The organism is Lapillicoccus jejuensis, assembly GCF_006715055.1.
GTDB lineage: Bacteria > Actinomycetota > Actinomycetes > Actinomycetales > Dermatophilaceae > Lapillicoccus > Lapillicoccus jejuensis.
The window spans coordinates 2,111,769-2,135,400 of record NZ_VFMN01000001.1; the positions used below are offsets into that span (position 1 = coordinate 2,111,769).

23 protein-coding genes are annotated in these 23,632 nt (G+C 75.8%); 11 read left to right on the forward strand and 12 right to left on the reverse strand.

Translation table 11 applies throughout. From position 1 onward, the window contains the following. The first annotated feature begins 49 nt into the window (after positions 1-49). From FB458_RS10065 to FB458_RS10085, 5 genes are all read left to right on the forward strand, one after another. A complete protein-coding gene (locus FB458_RS10065; RefSeq protein WP_141848373.1) occupies positions 50-742 on the forward strand; it encodes an HAD family hydrolase in 693 nt (230 codons plus the stop codon). Positions 743-751: 9 nt separating this feature from the next. Continuing rightward, the gene (locus FB458_RS10070) at positions 752-2,113 is read left to right on the forward strand and encodes a pyridoxal phosphate-dependent decarboxylase family protein (RefSeq protein WP_141848374.1); all 1,362 of its coding nucleotides are present in this window, start codon (positions 752-754) and stop codon (positions 2,111-2,113) included. 175 nt (positions 2,114-2,288) lie between these two features. Beyond that, positions 2,289-2,582: a nucleoid-associated protein NapA gene (gene napA / locus FB458_RS10075; RefSeq protein WP_211356002.1), complete on the forward strand. Its 294-nt coding sequence runs from the start codon at positions 2,289-2,291 to the stop codon at positions 2,580-2,582. A 73-nt stretch (positions 2,583-2,655) separates the two neighbouring features. After that, positions 2,656-3,045: a hypothetical protein gene (locus FB458_RS10080; RefSeq protein WP_141848376.1), complete on the forward strand. Its 390-nt coding sequence runs from the start codon at positions 2,656-2,658 to the stop codon at positions 3,043-3,045. A gap of 102 nt (positions 3,046-3,147) precedes the next feature. Continuing rightward, positions 3,148-4,191 carry a P1 family peptidase gene (locus FB458_RS10085; RefSeq protein ID WP_141850458.1) on the forward strand — a complete coding sequence of 348 codons (1,044 nt, stop codon included), beginning with the start codon at positions 3,148-3,150 and terminating at the stop codon, positions 4,189-4,191. Positions 4,192-4,261: 70 nt separating this feature from the next. On the opposite strand, the gene FB458_RS10090 is transcribed toward FB458_RS10085, so the two are convergent. Next, positions 4,262-4,855, reverse strand: a complete 594-nt coding sequence (locus FB458_RS10090) for a TIGR03086 family metal-binding protein (RefSeq protein ID WP_141848377.1) — start codon at positions 4,853-4,855, stop codon at positions 4,262-4,264. 61 nt (positions 4,856-4,916) lie between these two features. Between FB458_RS10090 and FB458_RS10095 the strand changes: the two genes are divergently transcribed. Together FB458_RS10095 and FB458_RS10100 are read left to right on the forward strand one after the other, a co-directional pair. Beyond that, on the forward strand, positions 4,917-5,900 hold the full coding sequence (locus tag FB458_RS10095) for a helix-turn-helix transcriptional regulator (protein ID WP_141848378.1): 984 nt from the start codon (positions 4,917-4,919) through the stop codon (positions 5,898-5,900). 43 nt (positions 5,901-5,943) lie between these two features. Further along, positions 5,944-6,756, forward strand: coding sequence for a methyltransferase domain-containing protein (locus FB458_RS10100; protein ID WP_141848379.1), 813 nt, complete (start codon positions 5,944-5,946; stop codon positions 6,754-6,756). A 108-nt stretch (positions 6,757-6,864) separates the two neighbouring features. Here the strand turns inward: FB458_RS10100 and FB458_RS10105 are convergent, their stop codons facing one another. From FB458_RS10105 to FB458_RS10125, 5 genes are read right to left on the reverse strand one after another with little or no spacing between them, the layout of a single operon-like run. Then, on the reverse strand, positions 6,865-7,371 hold the full coding sequence (locus FB458_RS10105) for an OsmC family protein (protein ID WP_141848380.1): 507 nt from the start codon (positions 7,369-7,371) through the stop codon (positions 6,865-6,867). A 34-nt stretch (positions 7,372-7,405) separates the two neighbouring features. After that, on the reverse strand, positions 7,406-7,957 hold the full coding sequence (locus FB458_RS10110; RefSeq protein WP_246061151.1) for an ATP-dependent endonuclease: 552 nt from the start codon (positions 7,955-7,957) through the stop codon (positions 7,406-7,408). A 29-nt stretch (positions 7,958-7,986) separates the two neighbouring features. After that, complete coding sequence (locus FB458_RS10115; RefSeq protein ID WP_141848381.1) at positions 7,987-9,945, reverse strand: prolyl oligopeptidase family serine peptidase; 1,959 nt, start codon at positions 9,943-9,945, stop codon at positions 7,987-7,989. A gap of 60 nt (positions 9,946-10,005) precedes the next feature. Further along, positions 10,006-10,773: an endonuclease/exonuclease/phosphatase family protein gene (locus FB458_RS10120; RefSeq protein ID WP_141848382.1), complete on the reverse strand. Its 768-nt coding sequence runs from the start codon at positions 10,771-10,773 to the stop codon at positions 10,006-10,008. 39 nt (positions 10,774-10,812) lie between these two features. Next, a complete protein-coding gene (locus tag FB458_RS10125; protein ID WP_141848383.1) occupies positions 10,813-12,162 on the reverse strand; it encodes a M48 family metallopeptidase in 1,350 nt (449 codons plus the stop codon). Between the two features lie 81 nt (positions 12,163-12,243). On the opposite strand from FB458_RS10125, the gene FB458_RS10130 reads away from it, so the two are divergent. The 3 genes from FB458_RS10130 (at position 12,244) to groL (ending at position 14,988) form a co-directional block, all read left to right on the forward strand. Then, complete coding sequence (locus FB458_RS10130) at positions 12,244-12,693, forward strand: hypothetical protein (protein WP_141848384.1); 450 nt, start codon at positions 12,244-12,246, stop codon at positions 12,691-12,693. 4 nt (positions 12,694-12,697) lie between these two features. Continuing rightward, on the forward strand, positions 12,698-13,123 hold the full coding sequence (locus FB458_RS10135) for an HIT family protein (protein WP_141848385.1): 426 nt from the start codon (positions 12,698-12,700) through the stop codon (positions 13,121-13,123). 239 nt (positions 13,124-13,362) lie between these two features. Then, positions 13,363-14,988 (forward strand): chaperonin GroEL, encoded by a 1,626-nt coding sequence (groL, locus tag FB458_RS10140; RefSeq protein ID WP_141850460.1) that lies wholly within the window; start codon positions 13,363-13,365, stop codon positions 14,986-14,988. A gap of 320 nt (positions 14,989-15,308) precedes the next feature. Here groL and FB458_RS10145 read toward each other — a convergent pair whose 3' ends face one another. Next, on the reverse strand, positions 15,309-15,680 hold the full coding sequence (locus FB458_RS10145; RefSeq protein ID WP_141848386.1) for a hypothetical protein: 372 nt from the start codon (positions 15,678-15,680) through the stop codon (positions 15,309-15,311). Between the two features lie 142 nt (positions 15,681-15,822). Between FB458_RS10145 and FB458_RS10150 the strand changes: the two genes are divergently transcribed. Further along, positions 15,823-16,596, forward strand: coding sequence for a DUF4031 domain-containing protein (locus tag FB458_RS10150; protein ID WP_141848387.1), 774 nt, complete (start codon positions 15,823-15,825; stop codon positions 16,594-16,596). 4 nt (positions 16,597-16,600) lie between these two features. On the opposite strand, the gene FB458_RS10155 is transcribed toward FB458_RS10150, so the two are convergent. From FB458_RS10155 to FB458_RS10175, 5 genes are all read right to left on the reverse strand, one after another. After that, complete coding sequence (locus FB458_RS10155; RefSeq protein ID WP_141848388.1) at positions 16,601-17,257, reverse strand: HD domain-containing protein; 657 nt, start codon at positions 17,255-17,257, stop codon at positions 16,601-16,603. Between the two features lie 14 nt (positions 17,258-17,271). Beyond that, positions 17,272-19,359: a HelD family protein gene (locus FB458_RS10160; RefSeq protein ID WP_246061152.1), complete on the reverse strand. Its 2,088-nt coding sequence runs from the start codon at positions 19,357-19,359 to the stop codon at positions 17,272-17,274. Between the two features lie 377 nt (positions 19,360-19,736). Next, positions 19,737-21,350, reverse strand: a complete 1,614-nt coding sequence (locus tag FB458_RS10165) for a S1C family serine protease (RefSeq protein WP_141848389.1) — start codon at positions 21,348-21,350, stop codon at positions 19,737-19,739. Positions 21,351-21,410: 60 nt separating this feature from the next. Next, positions 21,411-22,907 carry a sensor histidine kinase gene (locus tag FB458_RS10170; protein WP_246061153.1) on the reverse strand — a complete coding sequence of 499 codons (1,497 nt, stop codon included), beginning with the start codon at positions 22,905-22,907 and terminating at the stop codon, positions 21,411-21,413. Beyond that, complete coding sequence (locus tag FB458_RS10175) at positions 22,904-23,632, reverse strand: response regulator transcription factor (RefSeq protein WP_141850463.1); 729 nt, start codon at positions 23,630-23,632, stop codon at positions 22,904-22,906. The genes FB458_RS10170 and FB458_RS10175 overlap by 4 nt, the downstream gene beginning before the upstream one ends.

The window sequence follows — 23,632 nt, forward strand, 5'->3', positions numbered from 1 at the left end:
ACGACGACCCCCCGCGCCGGTCGGCGGAGGCTGCGGCAGGATCGGTCCCGTGGACCCGCACGGACCGCGACCCGTCGTCGTGTTCGACCTCGACGGCACGATCGCCGACACCATCCCGCTCATCCTCGCCAGCTACCGGCACGCCTTCGAGCAGGTGGTCGGCGAGGTCCCGCCGGAGGCCGAGCTGCGCTCGTGGATCGGGCAGCCGCTCATCCGCACGTTCCGCGCCGGGTGGCCGGAGCGGGCCGACGAGCTCTTCACGACCTACGTCGCGTGGAACCGCGCGCACACCGCCGAGCTCATCCGCCGGTACGACGGCGTGACCGAGGTCCTCGCCGACCTCGCCGCCGCCGGCGCGCGGGTCGCCGTCGCGACGTCGAAGATGCGCGACATCGCGGCGACCTGCACCGAGCTGGTCGGGGCGGCGCCCTACCTCGGCGCGCTGGTCGGGCTCGAGGACACCACCGAGCACAAGCCCGACCCCGCGCCCCTGCTCGAGGCGGTGGCCCGGGTCGGCGGGACGCCGGGCGGGGCGACGTACGTCGGGGACGCCGTCGTCGACGTGCTCGCCGCGCAGGCGGCCGGGATGGCGTCGGTGGCGGTCAGCTGGGGCGCGGAGTCGCGCGAGGCGCTCGCGGCCGCCCGCCCCGACCACCTCGTCGACACCGCGGAGCAGCTGCGGGCGGTGCTCCTCGGCGACGGTCCCGTCGCCGCGGCACCGGGGAGCGCCGCGCGCTCCTAGACTCCGCGCGTGCACCGCTTCGACCAGACCAGCACCCGCGCGACGATCGACGCGGTGCTCGCCTACGCCGCCGACCGCCTCAGCCTCGACCCCGTCCCGCTCGACGCCCCGCGCTCCCCGGAGGAGCTCGCCGAGGCCGCCGGCCGGACCGTCACCCCCGAGGGGCTCGGCGCCGCGAAGGCGCTCGAGGTCTTCGCCGAGGTCCTCGCGCCCGCGTGCCTGTCGGTCGACCACCCGCGCTACCTGTCCTTCATCCCGTGCGCACCGACCAAGGAGGCAGCCGCCTTCGACGTCGTCGTCGGCGCGTCGTCGATCTACGGCGGCTCGTGGCTCGAGGGGGCCGGCGCGGTCCACGCCGAGAACGAGGCGCTGCGCTGGATCGCCGACCTCGCCGGGCTACCGCCGCAGGCGGGCGGCGTCTTCGTCCCCGGCGGGACGATCGGCAACCTCTCCGCGCTGGTCGCCGCGCGGCACTCGGCGCGGGCGCGCGCCGTCGCCGCCGGCTCCGACGTGCGGCCCTGGCGGGTCGCGACGACGTACGGGGCCCACTCGTCCATCCAGTCCGCGTGCGACGTCATGGACGCCGAGCTCGTCACCGTGCCCATGGACGAGCACTGGCGGCTGTCGGCGGCCGCGCTGCGGGCGACGCTGGAGGAGCACGGCGCGCAGACCTTCTTCGCCGTCGTCGCCACGTCGGGGACGACGAACTTCGGCGTCGTCGACGACCTGGCCGCGGTGGCGGAGGTCTGCGCGGAGTACGGCGTGTGGTTCCACGTCGACGGCGCGTACGGCGGCGCCGGGCTCGCCGCGCCGTCCGTGCGGCACCTCTACGACGGGATCGAGCAGGCCGACTCGTTCATCGTCGACCCGCACAAGTGGCTCTTCGCGCCCTTCGACTGCTGCGCGCTGCTCTACCGCGACCCGGCCCTCGCGCGGGCGGCGCACACCCAGAAGGCGTCGTACCTCGACATCCTCACCGAGGCCCCGGAGTGGAACCCGACGGACTACTCGGTCGGCCTGACGCGGCGGGCCCGCGGGCTGCCGCTGTGGTACTCGCTCGCGACGCACGGCACGCAGGCCTACACCGACGCGGTCGAGCGGACCCTGCAGGTGGCGGCCTACGCGGAGGAGGAGATCGGGCGGCGGCCCTACCTCGAGGTGCTGCGCGAGCGCGACCTGTCGGTGGTCGTCTTCCGGCGGGTGGGCTGGACCCCGGCCGACTACGCGGTGTGGTCGCAGCGGCTGCTCGACGAGCAGGTCGCCTTCGTCGTGCCCACCTCGCACGAGGGGGAGACCGTCACGCGCATCGCCGTCGTCAACCCGGAGACCAGCGAGGAGGACATCCGGGTCGTCCTCAACTCGATGACCTGAGCGGCTCGACGGGGCCTCTGGGGCCGGTGTGACCCGTGGGGTCGGCGCCGGCGCGGACACCGTCGGGACGCCCGTCCGGGCGAATGACACGCCTGTCATTTCGCCGTAGAGTGGCCCCGCCGACGGGCCCCGCGGGGTGCTCGGCGCAGCACACCCGACAGGAAGCGTGGACCCGGTGAACGCCCAGCAGCAGCACGAGCAGCCGAGCGCCCCCGTCCCGACGCTGGACGCCCGGGACCAGGAGATCCTCGCCTTCGAGCGGCAGTGGTGGAAGTACGCCGGCGCCAAGGAGCAGGCGATCAAGGAGCTCTTCGACATGAGCTCGACGCGGTACTACCAGGTGCTCAACGCGCTCATCGACAACCCGGCCGCGCTCGCCGCCGACCCGATGCTCGTCAAGCGGCTGCGCCGGCTGCGGTCCTCGCGCCAGCGGGCGCGCAGCGCGCGCCGGCTCGGCTTCGACGTCTGAGCCGGGCCCGCACGGCCGGTCCGGTGGGCCGGCGCTCCTGACCACGGGGGTGCCCGCGTGGTCTACTTCCGGCATGTCCGCTGCCCAGCCGGTGCGCGAGCCGCTGCGGGTCCGACGCGCGTCGGGTGACGACGCGCTCGTCGTCGGTGCCCTGCGGCTGCAGGCGGCCCGCGCCGCCGGGGCCCCGGCCGAGCCGGGCTTCCTCGACCGCTTCGCCCGGGTGTGGGACGCGCAGGCGCACCCGACCTGGGTGGCCGAGCACGCGGGGCGGCACGCCGGTGTCCTCATCGCCCGGGTCGTCGCCGACCTGCCGTGGCCGGGGGTCGTCGCCGCGGCGCGGCTGGAGACGGTGACGCTCTTCGTCGCGGCCGACGCGGCGCCGTACGACGCCGAGGTGCGGGCCGCGCTCACCGCCGCCCTGCGCGGCTGGGCCCGCGAGGTGGGTCACACCGTCGCGGCGTAGTCGGTGCGTCCGCGTCGTCGCGGCACCGGTGCCCCCCGGGGCGGACGCTGCGGGGCGTCGTACGGCGGCGCGGGCGGTGGCAGGCTGGGCCGCGTGACCGACCTGCGCCCCGGCCCGCACAACGCCCTCACCGACGTCGCCGGGCTGCGCGTCGGGCACGCGACCCGGCGCGAGCCCGGCTGGCTGACCGGCACGACCGTGGTCGTCGCCCCGGACGGCGGGGCCGTCTGCGGCGTCGACGTGCGCGGGGGCGGCCCCGGCACGCGGGAGACCGACCTGCTCGACCCGCGCAACCTCGTCGACCGCGTCGACGCCGTCGTCCTCGGTGGGGGGAGCGCGCTCGGGTTGGCCGCCGCCGACGGCGTCGCGCAGGGGCTGCTGGCCGACGGCCGGGGGTGGCCGATGGGGGCGCCGGGGGCGGTCGTGCCGATCGTGCCGGGCGCGATCCTCTTCGACCTCGGTCGCGGCGGCGTGTGGGGTCACCACCCGCGGGCGGAGGACGGCCGGGCGGCGTACGACGCCGCGACCGGCGGGCCCGTCCCGCAGGGCGTCGTCGGCGCCGGCACCGGGGCGAGCGCGGGCGGGCTCAAGGGCGGGATCGGGACGGCGAGCGTCGTCCTGCCCACCGGGGTCACCGTCGCGGCCCTCGTCGCGGTCAACGCGGTCGGGTCGGCGGTCGACCCGGCGACCGGCGAGCCGTACGGCGCCCGGCACGCCCTCGGCGACGAGCTCGCGGGGCTGCGGCGGCCGCTGGCGGCCGACGTCGAGGCGGCCCGGGCGCGGGCGGCGACGCTCGGTCCGCAGGGGCAGCGGCCGGCGATGGCGACGACCATCGGGGTGATCGCGACGGACGCGACGCTGACCAAGGCCCAGGCGCAGAAGACCTGCGGGCTCGGCCACGACGGGATGGCCCGGGCGATCTCGCCGGTGCACACCCTCTTCGACGGGGACACGCTGTTCTGCCTCGCGACGGGGGAGCGACCGGCCCCGGACCTGCCGGGCCTGTTCGCGCTCATGGCCGCCGCGGGCGACTGCGTGACCCGGGCGATCGTCCACGCGCTGCTCGCCGCCGAGTCGGTCGACGCGAGCGCGGACGGCGGCGTGGTGCTGCGGTCGTACCGAGACGCCTTCCCCTCCGCCTTCTGAACACAGGAAACCCCACGTCCGCGCGCGGCCGGAGCCGGCAGGACGTGGGGTTTCCTGTGTCCGGACGAGGTCAGGCCGTCCAGCGGGGGTCGCGACCGGTCCAGGCCACCAGGGCGTCGTACGGCGTCGCGTCGTCACCGACCGGGACGGGCTCGCCGAACGGCATCCCGTCGCGGCCGGACTCCGGCAGCGCGCGGCGGATCGGGCCGAGCACCGGCTCGGCGACGGCGTCGTCGAGCTCGTCGCGGCGGCCCAGCGCCATCGCGAGGTCCCAGCCGTGGGTCGCGACCTCGGAGACGTAGATCGAGATCGCGGCCGGCGCCGGCAGCACCCCGATGGGGTGGGTCACGGTGCCCTGAAGGCACGCGTCGTCGGCGAGGACGGCGTCGACCCGGTCGCGGGCGGCGTCCCAGGCCGCGGCCCAGTCGTCCTCCGGCCGCTCGACGACGCTCGGGACCTCGAACGGCCGCCCGCCGGTGAGGATGTGGGCGATCCGCCCCTCGACGGCGACGAGGTGGCCGAGCAGGCCGCGGACGTCGTACTCCTCGCACGGGGTCGGACGGGTGAGGTCGCCGGGGCCGACCTGGTGGACGAGGCGGCCGGCCTGGTCGAGCGCGGCGAGCAGGGCGGGTCGGGGGTCGGTGGTCTGCGTGGTCGTGGTCATGTCCCCACTCTGTCGGGTTAACCGGACACGGACTGTCAGGTTCACCTGACACCATCGGAGGATGCGCGCCGACCGGCTCCTCCAGCTGCTCTACCTGCTGCGCCGGCACGGCCGGCTGACCGCCGCCCGGCTGGCCGAGCTCCTCGAGGTGTCCGAGCGGACCGTCCTGCGCGACATGGAGGCGCTGTCCGCGGCGGGGGTGCCGGTCTACACCGAGCAGGGTCGCGGCGGGGGGTGCGTCCTGCTCGAGGGGTGGGAGACCGACGTCAGCGGCCTCAGCCCCGACGAGGCCCAGGCCCTCTTCGCGTGGACCGCGCAGGGCGCGGCCGCCGACCTCGGGCTCGGGCCGCAGCTCGCGACCGCGCTCACCAAGCTCTCGGCGACCGTGCCCCAGCCGGCGCTCGAGCGGGCCGACGCGCTCGCCGCGGTCGTCGTCGTCGACCGCCGCCGCTGGTTCGCGGCGAGCGAGGAGGTGCCGCTGCTGCCGCGGCTGCGCGAGGCCGCGGTCGCCCGGCGCCGGGTCCGGCTGCGGTACGGCGCCCCCTCCGACCCCGAGCCCTCCCGGCGCACCGTCGACCCCTACGGCCTCGTCGAGAACGCCGGCCGGTGGTACCTGCTGGCCGCGCACCGCGGGGTCGTCAAGAGCTTCCGGGCCTCGCGGATCCTCGAGGCGACGGTGCTCGACGAGCCGGCCCGGGTGCCGCCCGACCTCGACCTCGCCGCCGAGTGGGCGCGGGTGCGGGCGGCGTTCGAGGACCGGCAGCAGGGGGTGGCCCTCGTCGTGGCGGTGCGCCCGGAGGTGCTGGGCCGGTTCCGGCTCGTCGCCTCGTCGCAGGTGGCGACCGGGACGGCCGCCGAGGCCGCGGGCGAGCACGACGGGTGGCCGCTGCTGCGGCTCACCGTCCGGGCGCAGGAGGCGGGCGTCGCGCTCGTCCTGGGCTTCGGCGGCGACGTCCGGCTGGTGGAGCCGGTCGCCCTGCCCGACGCCGTACGACGTCGCGCCCGCGCCGCGCTCGCGCTGCACGGCGGGTCGGCCGAGATGTAGCGTCTCGTCATAGGAGATCGCCGTCTCACTGATCGGACACGCCATGCCGGACACGTACTCCCACGGTCACCACGAGTCGGTCCTGCGCTCGCACACCTGGCGCACCGCCGAGAACTCCGCCGGCTACCTCCTGCCGCACCTCGGCGCCGGGATGGACGTGCTCGACGTGGGCTGCGGGCCGGGGACGATCACCCTCGACCTCGCGCGGCACGTCGCGCCGGGTGGCCGCGTCGTCGGGCTCGAGCCGGTCGAGGCGCCGCTCGAGGTCGCGCGCGGCCACGCGGCCGACCGCGGCGACGACGTCTCGCTCGCCGTCGAGTGGGTGGTCGGCGACGTCTACGCGCTCGAGGTGCCCGACGCGACGTACGACGTCGTGCACGCCCACCAGGTGCTCCAGCACCTCACCGACCCCGTCGCGGCACTGCGCGAGATGCGCCGGGTCAGCAAGCCGGGCGGGCTCGTCGCCGTCCGGGACGCCGACTACGCGGCCATGGTCTGGCACCCGCGCGACCCGCGGCTGGACCGGTGGCTCGAGGTCTATGAGGCGGTCGCCCGTGGCAACGACGCCGAGCCCGACGCCGCCCGGCACCTGCTGTCGTGGGCGCACGCCGCGGGGTTCGAGGACGTGACCTGCACCGCGTCGACGTGGTGCTACGCCGGGGAGACCGACCGGACCTGGTGGGGCGGGCTGTGGGCCGACCGGATCCGGCACAGCAGCGTCGCCGAGCAGGCCGTCGCCCGCGGCATCGCGACGCCCGACGAGCTCGAGCAGATCGCCGGTGGCTGGCGGGCCTGGTCCGCCGACCCCGACGGTTGGTTCGCCGTCGTCAACGGCGAGCTCCTGGCCCGCGTCTGACCCTGCCGCTGGAACACCCCACATGTTGCTGCGGATGGACCGCGGTACCGCGGTCCGTCCGCAGCAACATGTGGGGTGTTGCCCACCGTCGGACGGGCGCGGTCCGGGTCAGGCGGCGGTGATGGTGACGCTGCCCTCGGGCGGGGTGCGCAGGGACTGCCAGACGACGCAGTAGCGCTCGGTGAGCTTCTCCAGCGTCGCGAGCTCGTCGGGGGTGGCGTCGGTCTCGACCTCGAAGGCGAGCCGGATGGCCCGGAACCCCACCGGCGCCTCCTTGTCGACGGCGAGGGTGCCGCGGAAGTCGAGGTCGCCCTCGGCGCGGACGGTGCCGCCGCGCAGCTCGAGGCCGAGCGACGTCGCCACCGCCTTCATCGTCACGCCGGCGCACGCGACGAGGGCCTCGAGGAGCAGGTCGCCGGAGCACAGCTGGGTGCCGTCGCCGCCTGCGGCCGGGTGCAACCCGGCCTCGGCCAGCGCCCGGCCGGTGTCGAGGGAGCACGAGACTCCCTCGCCGAGCCGGCCGCTGGCCCGCATCGTCACGACCGCGCTGCCCGCGTCGTCGCGGTAGCGCTGCTTGAGGGGGGCCTGCACGGCGGAGAGGGCGTCCTTGTCCATGCCCCGACGCTAACCCGCTGCGGCCCCCACCCGCTCACCCGCCGCCCCACCGGGCCACGTGCGCGACGAGCGCGGCGAGCGGGGCCGGCTCGGCGCCCGCGGGCAGCGCCTCGACGAGCAGCGGCGCGTAGCGGATCTTGCGCCCCGACCCGCTGCCGAGGAAGCGCCGCAGCCGTTGTCGCAGCGGCCGGTCCCGGTGCGGTGCCTGCTCGGGCATCGCGTGGAACGAGCGCAGGTCGCCCTGCCCCTCGACCACCTCCAGCGCGGCGCCGTCGCCGAGGGCCCGCAGCAGCTCGTCCTCGAGGTCGGCCTCGCAGACGAAGAACCCGAGCGCCGCGAGGTCCCACCGGTCCAGCGCCCGCCCGAACCCCGACCGGGTCAGCGCCCGCGCGACGACGTCGACCTCGCCGGCGTCGCACAGCCCGGCCACGAGCGCGTCGGGCCGCTCGTCGACCAGCTCGCGCAGGTGCCGACCGACGTTGGTCACCCCGCCCATCGCCACGACGACGTACGACGCCCCGTCGAGCCCGGCCCGGCGCGCCAGCGCCTCGACGGCCCGGGCGTCGCTCTCGCCCTCGACGAGCACGGTGCCGACCGGACCGGGACCCGTCGCGCTCAGCGCAGGAACCTCTCGAACCACGCGAGGACCCGCTCCTGCAGGTCGACCTGGTGCCGGCGCTCGCGCACCCCGTGCGGCTCGCGGGGGTAGAGCACGAGCGAGAGCGGCACCGCCCCCGCCGGGTCGGCCCGCTCCAGCGCCCGGTGGAAGGCGACCGCCTGCGAGGCCGGCACCCGGGCGTCCTCGGCGCCGTGCAGGATGAGCAGCGGCGTCGTGCGGCGGGCGGCGTACGAGATCGGCGACCCGGTCGCGGCCCGGTGCGGACCGGGCCCGTCCCACGGGGTGCTCCCGCCGAGCTCGGCCTCGAAGTCCGGCAGGTCCGACGTCGCCGCCATCATCGACCAGTCGCTCACCCCGGCCCCCATGACGGCAGCCCGGTACCGGTCCGTCGCCGTCACCGCCCACGCGGTGAGGAACCCGCCCTGGCTCCACCCGCCGATCCCGAGACGGTCGCCGTCCGCGATCCCGGCGGCCACCGCGGCGTCGACGCACGCCTCGACGTCGGCCCACTCCGGGCCGCCCATCCGCCCCCGGGCCTGCGCGGCGAAGTCGTGCCCGCGTCCGAGGCTGCCGCGGTAGTTCGGCAGGAGCACGGCGTACCCCCGCGCGGCGAGCAGCTGCCCCCACCCGCCGCCGAGCGGGTACGGCGCCGCGTCGAGGGTGTCGCGCCCGTAGGGTCCGCCGTGCGGCAGGACGACCGTCGGCCACGGTCCGGCCCCCGCGTCATCGGGCCGCAGGACGACCGCCTCCAGCTTCGTGCCGTCCGCGGAGGTCGCCGTGAGCACGCTCGCCCGGACGAGCGGGACGTCCGGGTCGGAGCCCGGCACGTCGGCCACCGGCACCGCCGTCACCGTCCCGTCCGGCTCGACGACGGCGACCCGGCCCACGGCCCGGCGCGGCTCGTCGAGCACGACGGCGAGCCGGCCGTCGTCGCCGAGGGCCGGGTCGCGCAGGTCACCGGTCACCTCGACCAGCACGCGGCGCCCGCCGCCGTCGCGCGCCAGCGTCTCCACCCGGGTCGCGACCCCGTCGGCGACGACGACCAGGGCGCCCGACCCGTTCGCCGCCAGCCCCGACGTGCACCGCGGCTCGTCGACCCTCGTCCCGACCACGCGCGGGGCCCGCGCCTCCCCGTCCGCGCCGACGTCGTCCGCGCCGGCGTCGACCGCCCAGGCCGTGCCCCCGCCCTGCGGGCGAAGGTCGTGGCTCGCGCGGAACACCACCGTGCCGTCGCCCCACCACGCCACGTCGGACGCGAACGGCGCTGCCGCCACCCGGCGCGCCCCGCCGCCGTCCGCGGCCGCCACCCACAGCTCGGACCCCTGCGCGTGCTCGAGGAGCGGGCTGCGCCGGGTGACCAGCGCCAGCCGACCGGACGGCGAGACCGCGACCGCGTCGACGTGCCGGTCCGGCGCCCAGACCCGCCGCGCCTCCCCACCCGAGACCGGAACCCGCCACAGCCGCTGGTGCTCCCACCGCTCGCCCCAGACGTCGGGGTCGTCGTGCTCGCGCTCGCGGCGCTCGTCCTCCTCGCCCGGCTCGTCGGGCGCGAGGAACCACAGCGCCGTCCCGTCCGGCGTCCAGGCGAACGCGCCGACCGCCCGCGCCCGCTCGACGAGAGCCCTCGCCTCACCCCCACCGACGTCGAGGACGTGCAGCCCGGGCCGTCCGCGCTCGACGCGGTCCGACCGGAAGGCGAGCCAGAGGCCGTCGGGCGACCAGGCCGGGTCCTGGTCGTCGTGGCCCCGGGTCCACCGGCGCGCCGGCTCCCCGGACGTCAGGTCGGCCACCCACAGGCTGCGCTCGTCGTGCTCGCCCTCGCGGCCGTGCGGGGCCATCGTCCACGCCAGCCGCCGCGCGTCCGACGACAGCACCGGCCGCGACGGCGCCCACAGGTCGCTGACCCACGCGGGGGTGAGGACCTCGGGGCCGGTCGCGCCGACGCTGCTGCTCATGACCGGACGCTATCCCCACCCTCCGACAGGCGCCCCGGCCGCGGCCGACCCGATCAGGCCCTACGAGGGCAGCCGCAGGTCGGCGACCACCGGCCGATGGTCCGAGCCGAACCCCTCGGTCGGCCCCTCGTCCACCCAGCCCCTCACCACCTCGATCCCCGGCGTGACGAGCAGCCAGTCGATCTGCCCCTCGTCCGCCCCGTCCCGGCCCGGCACCCCGACGAACGTCGCCCGCCGCTGCTCCTCGCGCTCGCGCGGGGCGAGCGCGTCGACCAGTCCCGCCCCCACCAGCCGCCCGTACGGCGCACTGCGGCCCGCCGCCGCGTTGAAGTCGCCGAGGACGACGGTGGGCCCGCCCCCGAGCTCCTCGGCGACGAGCGCCGCGCCGAGGTCGCGGGCCGCCTCGCCGACGTGGTCGAGGTGCGTGCCGACGACGACGAACCGGGCGCCGCTCCCCGCGTGGTGCAGGTGGACCGTCGTGAGCATCCGCGGCAGGTCGGCGCCGGGGGCGACGGAGCCCGGCACGAGCGGGGTGGGCGAGAGCCACCGGTGCCGCACGTCGAGGACGGTGAGGGCGGCGGCGTCGTACACCAGCGCGGTGCACTCGTCACGGCCCCTGCCGCGCCGGCCCTCACCGACCCAGCGGTGGCCCGGCAACCGCCCGACGAGGTCGTCGAGCATCGCCGCCGACCCCTCCTGGGTGGCGAGCACGGCCGGCGCGAGCGCGCCAACGTGACGCGCGAGCACCTCGACCCGCTCCGCCCACGGCGGCGCCCCGCCGTCGTGCTCGGTCAGCAGGTTCCACGTCGCCACCCGCAGCTCGGTCACGCCCCCAGCGTGTCAGGCCGGAGGGCCGCCGGAGACCGGTCAGACCCAGGACTCGAGCAGCCGGTCGGTCAGGGCGCGGCGGCGCGTGCGCAGCAGCCCCTCGACCTCCCGGTCCACCGCGGCCAGCCGCTCCGGGGTCATCGTCGCCGCCGGCCCCGTCCGCGGCAGCCGCTCGAGCAGGTCGATCCGCAGCGCGGTCGGCGGGTGGCTCGCGTCGACGCGCACCGTCTCGTCGCGGGCGATCCGGCGCAGCCGGGCGGTCTCGCGGGCCGGCCGTCGCCCGGCGACGGCCAGTGCCGTCCACACGTCCTCGTCCCGGCGCAGCGCGGAGGACACGGAGGTGAGCCAGCCGCGCGGGTCGACCAGACCGGACAGGAGCGCGACGGCGCCCGGCGTCCCGGCGACCCGGGCGGCCGCCACGTCGGCGGCGTACTCGGCCCGCTGCGACGCGGACGCCTCGAGCCGGTCGAGCAGGACGAGCGCGAGGAGGGCCGGCACGGCGGCGAGCCGCTGCAGCACGGTGGCGAGCCAGACGAGGACGGGGCCGCCGATGAGCCCACCGCTGCGGTCCCACCGCGACCGGTAGCGCATGACGGCGACGTCGTACCCCGAGGGCCACAGCACCCGCAGCCACCCCCGCAGGACGAGACCGGCGGCGTGGACCGCGCGGTGGCCCCCTCCGCGCGGCAGGCAGTGGCCCAGCTCGTGGCCCAGCAGGGCGAGGCGGGCGTCCCACGACAGCCGACCCCAGAGCACGAGGCCCAGGGTGAGGTCGACGTGCCGCCCGTACAGCTCGCGACTCACCCACGCGTTGTCCTGCGTGCTGAGGCGCAGCCGGCGCGGCGGCACCACCCCCACGAGGTCCGCGACGTCGCGGACCAGCGCGTGCAGCGCGGGGGCGTCGTCCGGCGAGAGCTCGTCGGGTCCCGCCCCTCGGCCACGCTCCAGGGACGGGGGGACGAGACCGCGCAGCACGGCGGCGAGCAGCAGGACGAGCAGCACGGCCAGCGGCCAGTGCCAGAAGCCGCTGCCGCGCACGACCCACAGCAGGACGAGGCCGACCTGCACCACGGTGAGGGCCAGGACGACGACGGCGACCGCGACGGCGGCCCGACGCGGCCAGGGCGAGCCCGTGCCGCCCCCGGCGAGCAGCTCGGCGTGTACGCGCCGCGCGGCGCGGACCCGGACCCGCGCGGTCCACCGGGAGGCCCACGACGGCCCCGAGGTCGCGGGCTCGGGTGCCCCGACGAGGGCGTTCCACCCGCAGCCCTCGCACCACGTCACCCACCGCGGCCCCGCCGGCACGTCGCGGCGACAGTGCGGGCACAGGACCAGGTCGGGGTAGTGACCCGCGTCAGGCTCCGGAGCAAAAGGGTCGAAAAGGTGCACGGCCGCACCGTACGGGGTCGTGGGCGCGCCCACCCGCCCTTCGCCCCGCCCTCGTCCGGACGGCTGTGCGAGGCTGTCGGCATGGCGCAGTGGAGCACCCAGGAGGACCTGACCGCGGCGTACGAGACCATCGCCGCCTCGATCGACGGCTGGCGGCCGCCGGCGGTGCACGCCGTCGGGCTGACCAGCGCGACGTCGACCGAGGACTACGAGTTCGGGCACGTCAACGGGCCCGGCGAGGGCCCGCTGCCCGGGGTCATCATGGCCAAGACCGTGGGCCACGTCAGCGGCTCGGGGACCTACCCGATCGGGCCGGCCGAGCTGCGGCACGCCCTCGCGGCCCTCGCGCCCGCCGAGGGCGTGACGAGCAAGCCCCACCCCAACCTCGCCGCCTGGCGCCGGATGGTCCTCGAGCTCGAGACCAACCCGGCCCGCGGGCTCGTCGCGGTCTTCGTCGGCGACCTCGACGACCCGCCGGTCTCCGAGGCCGAGGTCAGCCTGCGCACCCAGCTCGCCTCGTCCTCCCACTGACCCCGTGCCGCGGGCCTGCCTGTTCTGCGCGATCGTCGCCGGCGACGAGCCGGCGACCGTCGTCCTCGACGAGGAGCGGCTGCTCGGCTTCCTCGACGTGCGCCCCGTCTTCCACGGGCACGTCCTGCTCGTCCCGCGGGTGCACGTCGACACGCTGCTCGAGCTGCCCGCCGACCTGCACGCCCCGCTGCTCGACGGGGCGCGGCGCCTGGCCCGGGCCGCCGTCGACGGCCTCGGCGCGCAGGGCACCATCGTCGCGATGAACAACACGGTGAGCCAGTCGGTGCCGCACCTGCACGTCCACGTCGTGCCGCGCACCAAGGGCGACGGCCTGCGGGGCTTCTTCTGGCCGCGGACCCGGTACGACGACCTCCAGCAGGCGGCCGACGTCGCGGCCCGGCTCGCGGCCGCCCTGCCGCCGCCGGACTGACCCGCCGGACCGACCCGCCCTACGGGGCGTCGTACGGGCGCCAGGGGTTTGCACTCTCCCCCCGAGAGTGCCAATAATGGCGTTAGCACTCGACCGTCCAGAGTGACAGTCGAGTGACCTACCCCGACCACCGTCGGTGAGGCTGGGCGAGGCGCGCGACAGGAGCGCGGTGACCCCGGTCGTCCGTCGCGGGCACCCCGGTGGTCTCCGAAACGATTCGCGTGGGAGGAACCACCCGAATGGCCAAGATCATCGCCTTCGACGAGGAGGCACGCCGCGGTCTCGAGCGAGGGATGAACGTCCTCGCCGACGCCGTCAAGGTGACCCTCGGCCCTCGTGGCCGCAACGTCGTCCTCGAGAAGAAGTGGGGCGCCCCCACGATCACGAACGACGGCGTCTCGATCGCCAAGGAGATCGAGCTCGACGACCCCTACGAGAAGATCGGCGCCGAGCTGGTCAAGGAGGTCGCGAAGAAGACCGACGACGTCGCCGGTGACGGCACGACGACGGCCACCGTCATCGCCCAGGCCATGGTGCGCGAGGGTCTGCGCAACGTCGCGGCGGGCGCGAACCCGATGGCCCTCAAGCGCGGCATCGAGAAGGCCGTCGACGCCGTCTCCGCCGAGCTGCTGGGCTCCGCCATCGAGGTGGAGACCAAGGAGCAGATCGCCGCCACCGCGTCGATCTCCGCCGCCGACGACCAGATCGGCGAGCTCATCGCCGAGGCGATGGACAAGGTCGGCAAGGAAGGCGTCATCACCGTCGAGGACTCCAACACGATGGGGCTCGAGCTCGAGCTCACCGAGGGGATGCGCTTCGACAAGGGCTACATCAGCCACTACTTCGTCACCGACACCGAGCGCATGGAGACCGTCCTCGAGGACGCCTACGTGCTCGTCGTCAACAGCAAGATCAGCAACGTCAAGGACCTGCTGCCCCTGCTGGAGAAGGTCATGCAGTCGGGCAAGCCCCTGCTGATCATCGCCGAGGACGTCGACGGCGAGGCCCTGGCCACGCTGGTCGTCAACAAGATCCGCGGCACCTTCCGCTCGGTCGCCGTCAAGGCCCCGGGCTTCGGCGACCGTCGCAAGGCCATGCTCGGCGACATCGCGATCCTCACCGGTGGTCAGGTCATCTCCGAGGAGGTCGGCCTCAAGCTCGACTCCGCGGACCTCGACCTGCTCGGCAAGGCCCGCAAGGTCGTCGTCACCAAGGACGACACGACCATCGTCGAGGACAGCTCGGACCGCACCGCGATCGACGGCCGCATCAACCAGATCAAGGCCGAGATCGAGAAGTCGGACTCGGACTACGACCGCGAGAAGCTCCAGGAGCGCCTCGCCAAGCTCGCCGGCGGCGTCGCCGTCATCAAGGCGGGCGCGGCCACCGAGGTCGAGCTCAAGGAGCGCAAGCACCGCATCGAGGACGCCGTCCGCAACGCGAAGGCCGCCGTCGAGGAGGGCATCGTCGCCGGTGGTGGCGTCGCCCTCATCCAGGCGACCGCCCGCGTCTTCGAGAAGCTCGACCTGCAGGGTGACGAGGCCACCGGCGCGAACATCGTCCGCGTCGCCGCCGAGGCCCCGCTCAAGCAGATCGCGGTCAACGCCGGTCTCGAGGGTGGCGTCGTGGCGGAGAAGGTCCGCGGTCTCGGCCGCGGCGAGGGCCTCAACGCCGCCACGGGCGAGTACGGCGACATGATCAAGGCCGGCATCACCGACCCGGTCAAGGTCACCCGCTCGGCGCTGCAGAACGCCGCGTCGATCGCCGGTCTCTTCCTCACGACGGAGGCCGTCATCGCCGACAAGCCGGAGAAGGCCGCCCCGGCGGCCCCGGGCGGCGGCGACATGGGTGGCATGGACTTCTGAGTCCTGCCTGCTCGCGCAGCAGCTGCACGACGGAGGGCGGTCCCCGCAGGGGGGCCGCCCTTCGGCGTGCCCGGGCCCGTACGGGCGTCGTCCGGGGACCTCTTCTTGCTGCGGAAGCGCCCGTGCGGGCCTGTCCGGACCGCCGGACGGGCACATCGGAAGCAAGAGGTCGTCCCTGCGGGGGCGTCGTCCGGAGACACGTCGGAGGGCGGCTCCCTGGGGATGGGAGCCGTCCTCGGGCGGGGGGGTGGGGGGTCCCCGCGACGGGCGTCGGTCGTGGTGGGCGGTGGGGGTGGCCCGGACCGACGCCGTCTGCCTCGCTAGGAGGCGGCCGCGCTGCCGGAGGAGGGCAGCACGGTGAACGGGTTGCGCCCGGCGGCGCGCTGGGCGGCGAACTGCGCCGCGAGGGGGACGTAGAGCACACCCGGCAGGACCGGGTCGCCCGGCTCGCGCCAGACGGGGACCTGCGCCACGTCGTCCCGGGGCTCGAGGCCGGCGGTGGGGGGCGTACCGGCGATCAGCCTGAGGGCGACGAGGCGCAGGACCTCGACGGTCCAGGCGCGGGCCTGGCGGGGTGGGACGACCGCGGAGGGGGAGTCGGTCGCCCCGGTGGTGCGGAGCGGGGTGGGGAGGATGGTGGGGAGGGACGGCACGAGCCGGAGCGCGGGCCGGGGGGTGGGGAGGGCGTGCATGGTGTGGGGGATCCTTGCTGTCGGCGTGGGATTCCGACAAGAACGACTGTAAGCACGATCACCCGCCCACGAGGTGGATAAAGCGGACAAGTAGCGAGAGGAGGGAGCGGGGTTCGTCCGTTCGGACGACCCGTCACCCGACATGCCCCTGTGGATCGACGCGCCCCTGTGGCCGCGGCACGGCACCGTCTTCGCCCACCTCGTCAGCGACGTCTCGCTCGAGGAGCTGCACGCCGGGGCGGAGCGGGCCGGGCTGCACCCGCGCTCGTTCCACGGCGACCACTACGACGTCGCGCAGGAGCGGTACGACGACGCGGTGCGGGCCGGCGCGACGCCCACCACCGGCGCGCACGTCGTCCGGCTGCTGACCGCCTCGGGGCTGCGGCTGCGCAAGCGGCGCGGCGACCGGCCGGTGGCGCGGGTGCGCGACGTGGCCGCGCCCGGCGGCGGGCTGATGGACGTCGACCTGCTGCTCTCGCCGGTGCCGCTCGACCGCGGCCGGGTGGTCGCCGTCGCCGTCCTCGTCCGCGACGACGACGGGCGGGTCCTGCTCGTGCACACCCCCGGTCGGTCGGCCTGGGGACTGCCCGGCGGGGGCCTCGAGGACGGGGAGACCCCGGCCGACGGCGCCGTCCGCGAGCTGCGCGAGGAGACCGGCCTGTCCCTCGACCCCGCCTCGCTCGCGGCGGTCGGCTACGAGCGGCTCACGGGTCGGCCCGGTCCCGACGGCGCGGTCGGGCGGTTCGGCACCGGCGCGGTGCTGCTGCAGGTGCTCGCCGGGTCGGTCGCCGCCGGCGACCCCGCGCCGCAGGCCGGCGACGTCGACGAGGCGCGGTGGGTCACGCCGGCCGAGCTCGGGGACCTCTGCGGCGGCGAGTTCTGGTGGCCGCTCGTCGTCGCCCTGGTCGACGCGTGACGCCTCAGCCGCGCAGCCGCGCCACCTCGGCGGTCACCTGGGCCCGCGCCCGGGCCTCCCACGCACTGCGCCCGTACGACGTCGCGTAGAGCGGCTCCTGCGCGAGCAGGGCCCCGAGCACCGCGGCGCGGCCGGTGGCGAAGGCGTCGTCCGGGACGACGGCGTACTCCTGCCGCACCTGCGCGGCGTACTCGAGGTAGCGCTCCGCCGGCGCCGACAGCACCCACAGGTCGGCGTCGTGGAACGCCGCGGTCAGCGGGTCGGCGTCCGCGCCCGCGACGTGGTCGGCCGTCATCGTCACGAGCCCGGCGACCCGCTCCACCACCGCGCCGTCGACTCCGACCCGCGGCAGCACCTCCCGGGCCAGCGCCGCGCTCGCCGCCTCGTTCGCGCCCGCGGGCGCGGCGACGTCGTACACCGCGTCGTGCAGCCAGGCCGCGAGCCGGGCGACGGGCGCGTCGACCGCGGCCAGCTCGCCCGCCTCCTCCAGCTCCTCGAGCGCCCAGAAGCACTCCACGAGGTGCCGGGTGGAGTGGTAGCGCCGGTGCGGCTCGCGCCACCGCGAGAGCAGGTCGGCGCCGACCGCCTGGACGGCCACCGGGTCGGCGTCGGGGGCGAGCACGGCGAGGTCCTGGGTCCACCAGGTGATGAGCGCGGGCACGGGGTGGCAGTCCGTCAGCCGGCCGTCGCGAGCAGCTCGGGCAGGTCCTGGCTGTGCAGGACGGTGAGCCCGGAGACGGCGCGGGTGAGGACGACGTACAGCCGCCGCAGCCCGGTCCGCTCGTCCGGCTCGTCGGCGGCGATCCGCGCCGGCTCGACGACGACGACGCGGTCGAACTCGAGACCCTTGGCCACCGTCGCCGGCACGAGGTCGACCTGGTGGTCGACGTCGCCGTGGTCGCGCCCGAGGACCCCGTACGACGCCCCGCGCGCGTCGAGGGCGCGCTGCAGCGCCGGCAGCAGCGACTCGGGCGCGATGACCCCGACCGAGCCGGGCTCGGCGGCGAGGGCCTGCACCGTGTCGACGACCGCGTCCGGCAGCGCCTCGGTGGCGACCCGCTCGACGTCGAGCCGGCCGGGGTTGTCGCGCACCGACTGCGGCGCGCCGAGCCCGGGCGCGATGACCGGCAGCAGCCGGGCGGCGTAGTCGATGACCAGCGCCGGGACGCGGAAGCCGCGGTCGAGGACCTCGACGTGGCTGCCGGCCTTGCCGAGGTGGGCCAGCGACTCCTCCCACGACGCCGTCGCCCACGGCGTCGTGCCCTGCGCGATGTCGCCGAGGACGGTCGCCGACCCGGTCGAGCAGCGCCGGCCCACGGCGCGCAGCTGCATCGGGGAGAGGTCCTGCGCCTCGTCGAGGACGACGTGCCCGAGGCTCGGCGTGCGGTCGACGAGGTCGGCCAGCTCGTCGAGCAGGACGACGTCGGCGAGCGACCAACGGGCCGACGCCTTGCTGCGAGGGGGCTTGTGCCACAGCAGCATCCGCTGCTCCTCGTCGGTGAGGACGCCGTCGGCGTGGCGGGCGAGGACGTCGGCGTCGGAGAGGAGCCCGAGCAGGACCTGGCGTGGGTCGAGCGCGGGCCACACCGTCTCCACGTACTTCTTCACCGCGCTGGTCCGGGCGACGGCGTCCTGCACCTGGTCGTCGGGGGAGTCGCCGCTGCGTTCCATGGCGAGCAGCACGTGGTGGGCGAGCCGCTGGGGCAGGACGCCGCGCGCGGCGCCGTACCGGATGTCGCGCTCGCGCAGCTCGCGCAGCAGCTGCTCGACCTCGTACGCCGGCACCCGCCACCGGTGCGCGCCGCGCGGGACGACGAGCGGCTCGGTCGCCGGGCGCACCTGGGCGGCGACGGCGCGGGCGAGGACGGTGGCCATCCGCGCGTCGCCCTTGAGCACGGCGACGGCCGGCTCGTCGGCGCCGCGGACGGGCGCCCGCTCGGCGACGAGCTCCTCGACGGTCGTGTGCCCGACGCGGACCTCGCCGAGGGCCGGCAGGACGGCACCGACGTGCTCGAGGAAGGCGCGGTTCGGCCCGACGACGAGGACGCCCGAGCGGGAGAGCTTGTCGCGGAACGCGTAGAGCAGCCACGCCGCCCGGTGCAGGCCGACGGCCGTCTTGCCGGTGCCGGGGGCGCCCTGGACGCAGATCGTCGTGCCGGCGCCGGCGCGCACGATGGTGTCCTGCTCGGGCTGGATCGTCGCGACGATGTCGCGCATCGGGCCCACGCGGGGGCGCTCGATCTCGCTCGCGAGGATCGCCGAGCGGGTGTCCTGCTCGGTCGCGTCCTGGAGGTGCTCGTCCTCGTACGCTGTCAGCCGTCCGCGGTCGACGCCGAACCGGCGGCGCCGGGTGACGCCCATCGGCTCGGTGCGCGAGGCCCGGTAGAACGCCCCGGAGAGGTTCGCGCGCCAGTCGATGACGAGCGGGTCGCCGACCTCGTCCGAGACGTGGCGGCGACCGACGTACCAGGTCTCGTGGCCCTGCGCGTCGGGGTGGCTGCCGTCGAGGTCGAGCCGGCCGAAGAACAGCGTCGAGGTCGGGTCGTCCTGCAGCGACTCGGCCCGGCGGGCGAGCGCGCCCGCGAGGAACGCGTCGGAGACGGCGTCACCGGCGGCGCGGTCGGTGGCCAGGGTCTTGGCCCGCATCCGGGCCAGCTCGCGGCGGGCGTCGGCGAGGTGCGCCTGCTCGTGGGCGAGCTCGGGGTCGGTGGTGCGGTCGGGGGTGTGGTCGGGGCTGATGTCGGGGGGCGCGGAGGTGGACACGCGGAGGAGGCCTTCCCTGTCGTCGGCTGCGGTGGGTCCCGGAGGTGGCCACGGCCCCCGCGAGGGCGGGGTCGACGTACGGCGTGCGGGCGAGGCCGACCAACCTACTCCCCGTCGCTGACCCACCCCACCGGTTTTCGGGGCCGGGGGGTGGACCTGACGCAGCGTCATGCCGCTCGACGCCCTGTGCACAGGGCGTCAACCGGCTCGACGCTGCGTCAACCCCACCCGGCGCCAGGTGACGGACCGGGGGAACGAGAGAGCGGCCCCCCGCGGCCCGACCGCGTCACCCAGGGGGTGGTGACGCGGGGGCCGCGGGGGGCCGGTGAGGAGGGGGCCCGCCCTGAACCAGGGATAAGCGGGCGGGCCCGGCCTCCTCAGCCCTGGCCGGGACGGGCGGCCAGGGTGACCTGGATGTCCTGCTTCTGGCCACCGCGGATCACGGTGACGGTGACCTTGTCGCCGACGCTGAACTCGTTGACGGTGGCGACGAGGGACTCGGAGGACTCGATGGCGTCACCGTTGACGGAGACGACGGCGTCGCCCGCCTTGAGGCCGGCGCTCGCGGCGGGGGTCCCGCCGGCGACCGACCGGAGCAGGGCGGCGGCGCGCTTGCTGCTGCCGTCGGTGATCGAGGTGTCGGAGGCGGTGACGCCGAGGTAGGCGTGCTTGGCCGAGCCGGTGCTGATGAGCTGGTCGGCGATGGACTTGGCCTCCTTGACGGGGATGGCGAAGCCGATGCCGATGTTGCCGCTCTGGCTCCCGCCGCCGCTCGAGCCGAGCGACGCGATCGAGGAGTTGATCCCGATGAGCTGCCCGTCGGAGGTGACGAGCGCGCCACCGGAGTTGCCCGGGTTGATCGCCGCGGAGGTCTGGATCGCGTTGGTGTGCACCGACTGCGTCTGGTCCTGCGACTGGTCCTGCGACTGGCCCTGCCCCTGGCCGCCGAACGGGTCCTGCTGGCTGGGCTGCTGGCTCTCGGACGCCGCCGTCGTCACCGGGCGGTTGAGCGCCGAGACGATGCCGGTGGTGACGGTGCCGGCGAGGCCGAGCGGGTTACCGACGGCCATGACCGGCTGGCCGACGACGAGCTTGTCGCTGTCACCGAGGGAGATCGGCTTGAGGTCGCTCGGCGGGTTCTTGATCTGCAGCACGGCGAGGTCGGTCGTCGGGTCGGTGCCCTTGATCGAGGCGCCGTACGAGCGCCCGTCGCTGAGCGTCACGGAGATCTCCGCGCCGTCGCCGGCGCCGGTCGCGACGTGGTTGTTGGTGAGGACGTGGCCCTGGTTGTCGAGGATGACGCCCGAGCCCTCGCCCTCGGCCTGCTGGCTCTGGACGGTGATGGCGACGACGCTCGGGGTGACCGCCTTCGCGGTGACGGTCCAGTCCGGGTTGCTCGGGTCGGCCTGCTGCACCGGCGCCGGGCCCGACGACGTGGTCGTCGAGACCGCCTGCGTCCCGCTGCCGTTGTGCTCCGTGGCGACGTAGGTGCCCACGCTGGCCAGGACCGCCGCGAGGAGCGCGGTGACGCCGACCTCGGCGACCCGGCGACCGGCGCCCTTCTGCTTCGGCGTCGGCGCGGGGGTCGGGGTGGTCGACGGACCCTGCGGGCCGCCCCAGCCGCCGTCGCCCCACGACCCTCCGGCGTACGACGAGCCGTTGCCGCCGGCGCTCCCGGCGTAGGTGCCCGCGCCGGTGCTGCCGGCGTACGACGCCGTCGAGCCGGTGCCCGCGGAGCCGGACGACCCGCCCTGGGCCCCGGGGTACCCGCCCCAGGTCAGCGGGAGCTCGCCGGTGGCCGGGTGGCCGACGGCCTGGGTGTCGCTGCTCGTGTCACGCGCCTCGCCGCCGAGACCGAAGGCCGACGCGCGGCCCGTGTCACCCGAGCGGTCGTCCTGGCCGTGGGAGGAGGCCGGCCCGTGGTACCACTGCGGCTCGCGAGGGGTGTCGCCGTCGTGCTGGGTGCCGCCCGGGTGGGTCTGCTGCGTCATCACGTGGTCCTTCGTCGTCGGCTCGGCGGGATCGTGTCCCGTCCTCGGTGCTGTCTCCAACTACAGCGAGTCCTCGTCTGTACCCGCTTGCACGGCCCTGTGCGCACCCTGTGGGAGCTCGAGCACGAAGGTCGCCCCGCCCCCCGGGGTCTGCTCGACGCGCACGGACCCGCCGTGCGCCTCGACGATGGCGGCGACGATGGCCAGGCCGAGCCCGCTGCCGCCCTGGCTGCGGCTGCGGCTGGGGTCGGTCCGGTAGAACCGCTCGAACACCTTGCGGGCCAGGACCGGGTCGATGCCCGGGCCGTGGTCGCGCACCTCGATGACGGCCCGGCCGGCCTCGGTGTGGCCGACGGCCAGCTCGACCGGCGTCCCGGCCGGGGTGTGGTTGAGCGCGTTCGCGACGAGGTTGGTGACGACCTGGCGAAGCTGCGGCTCGTCGCCGACGACGACGACGGGGCCGAGCGGGCCGCCGATGCCGACGAGGCGCACCTGCCGGTCCGGGGCGAGCGCGCGGGCGTCCTGCTGGGCGTCGCCGGCGATGACGGCGAGGTCGACGTCGTCGCGGGCCAGCTTGCGCTTCTCGTCCAGCCGCGCGAGGACGAGCAGGTCCTCGACGAGGCTGCCCATCCGGCCCGCCTCCGCCTCGATCCGGCCGAAGGCGGAGTGGACGTCCTCGGGGCGTCGTACGGCGCCCTGGCGGTAGAGCTCGGCGTAGCCGCGCACCGTCGCCAGCGGGGTGCGCAGCTCGTGCGAGGCGTCGGCGACGAACTCCCGCATCCGCTCCTGCGACGCCTCGCGCACGGCGAACGACTGCTCGATCTGGCTGAGCATCGCGTTGAGCGAGCGGGTCAGCGAGGCGACCTCGGCCGCCGTCGGCCGCTCCGGCATCCGCCGGGTGAGGTCGCCGGCGGCGATGGCCGCGGCGGTGTCCTCGATCCGCGAGAGGGGACCGAAGCTGCGTCGGACGGCGACCCAGCCGATGAGGCCGGACGCGGTGAGCACACCGAGGCCGATGAGCGCGGCGTCGGTGATGACCCGGTCGAGGGTGGCGTCCATCGCCCGCAGCGACACGGCGACCTCGTAGACCGACCGGCCGTCGTCGGCGGAGCCGGCGATGACCCGCCAGTGCGGGCCGAACCCGTCGGTCGACTCGACCGTGAACGGGGTGCGGGAGCGGACCCGCGGGTCGCTCGAGGTGAGCGTCGGCAGGTCGGGGCGCGCGTCCGGTTCGGTGACGGCGTTCGCGACGGGCTTGGGGCCGCTGCCGTCCGGGCGGACGAGCAGGACGGCGAAGTTCGGCTGGATGAGCAACTGCGAGTCGGGGGCCTGGTCGTACTGCAGCCCCTGCGCGATCGAGGAGTAGATCCGCAGCTCGTCGTCGGTGCGCGCGAGCAGGTAGGTGCGCAGCAGCACGTTGACGATGAGCCCGGACGCGGCGAGCGCCGCGGCGAGCAGCAGGACGACGACCGCCACGAGCCGGACGCGCAGCGGGACCGCCGTGAGGCGGTCCCGCAGCTGCCGGACGGAGCCGGGATGGTGCACGCGGGCGGTCACGCGCCCTGGGCGCCCGGGGGCAGGCGCAGCACGTAGCCCACGCCGCGCTTGGTGTGGATCAGCGCCGGCTCGACGGTGTCGATCTTGCGGCGCAGGTAGGAGATGTACGACTCGACGATCCCGGACTCGCCGCGGAAGTCGTAGTCCCAGACGTGGTCGAGGATCTGCGCCTTCGACAGCACCCGGTTGGGGTTGAGCATGAGGTAGCGCAGCAGCTTGAACTCGGTCGGGGAGACCTCGATGACCCGTCCGCCGCGGCGCACCTCGTGGCTGTCGTCGTCGAGCTCGAGGTCGTGGAAGCGCAGCGACGCCGCGGTGTCGTCCTCCCCGCGGGTGCGGCGCAGGACGGCCCGGATGCGCGCGATGACCTCCTCGAGGCTGAACGGCTTCGTGACGTAGTCGTCGCCGCCGACGGTCAGGCCCTTGATCTTGTCGTCGACCGAGTCGCGGGCGGTGACGAAGACGATCGGCAGCTGCCGGCCGGACTCGCGCAGCCGGCGGGTCACCTCGAACCCGTCCATGTCGGGGAGCATCACGTCGAGGACGACGAGGTCCGGGTGGTGCTCGGAGGCGGTGGTCAGCGCGCTGTGCCCGTCCGCGGCCACGGCCACGTCGAAGCCGGCGAAGCGCAGCGAGGTCGCGAGCAGCTCGCGGATGTTGGGCTCGTCCTCGACGACGAGCAGGCTCGCCTCGGTGGTCTCGCCCCGGCCGGGGTCTCGGGTCAT

What these genes read in the sequence shown, in the direction of transcription:
- FB458_RS10080 (WP_141848376.1), top strand. Translation starts at nt 2,656, where the DNA reads ATGTCCGCTGCCCAGCCGGTGCGCGAGCCGCTGCGGGTCCGACGCGCG.
- FB458_RS10090 (WP_141848377.1), bottom strand. Translation starts at nt 4,855, where the DNA reads ATGACCACGACCACGCAGACCACCGACCCCCGACCCGCCCTGCTCGCC.
- FB458_RS10095 (WP_141848378.1), top strand. Translation starts at nt 4,917, where the DNA reads ATGCGCGCCGACCGGCTCCTCCAGCTGCTCTACCTGCTGCGCCGGCAC.
- FB458_RS10100 (WP_141848379.1), top strand. Translation starts at nt 5,944, where the DNA reads ATGCCGGACACGTACTCCCACGGTCACCACGAGTCGGTCCTGCGCTCG.
- FB458_RS10105 (WP_141848380.1), bottom strand. Translation starts at nt 7,371, where the DNA reads ATGGACAAGGACGCCCTCTCCGCCGTGCAGGCCCCCCTCAAGCAGCGC.
- FB458_RS10115 (WP_141848381.1), bottom strand. Translation starts at nt 9,945, where the DNA reads ATGAGCAGCAGCGTCGGCGCGACCGGCCCCGAGGTCCTCACCCCCGCG.
- FB458_RS10130 (WP_141848384.1), top strand. Translation starts at nt 12,244, where the DNA reads ATGGCGCAGTGGAGCACCCAGGAGGACCTGACCGCGGCGTACGAGACC.
- groL (WP_141850460.1), top strand. Translation starts at nt 13,363, where the DNA reads ATGGCCAAGATCATCGCCTTCGACGAGGAGGCACGCCGCGGTCTCGAG.
- FB458_RS10145 (WP_141848386.1), bottom strand. Translation starts at nt 15,680, where the DNA reads ATGCACGCCCTCCCCACCCCCCGGCCCGCGCTCCGGCTCGTGCCGTCC.
- FB458_RS10150 (WP_141848387.1), top strand. Translation starts at nt 15,823, where the DNA reads ATGCCCCTGTGGATCGACGCGCCCCTGTGGCCGCGGCACGGCACCGTC.
- FB458_RS10165 (WP_141848389.1), bottom strand. Translation starts at nt 21,350, where the DNA reads ATGACGCAGCAGACCCACCCGGGCGGCACCCAGCACGACGGCGACACC.
- FB458_RS10175 (WP_141850463.1), bottom strand. Translation starts at nt 23,632, where the DNA reads ATGACCCGAGACCCCGGCCGGGGCGAGACCACCGAGGCGAGCCTGCTC.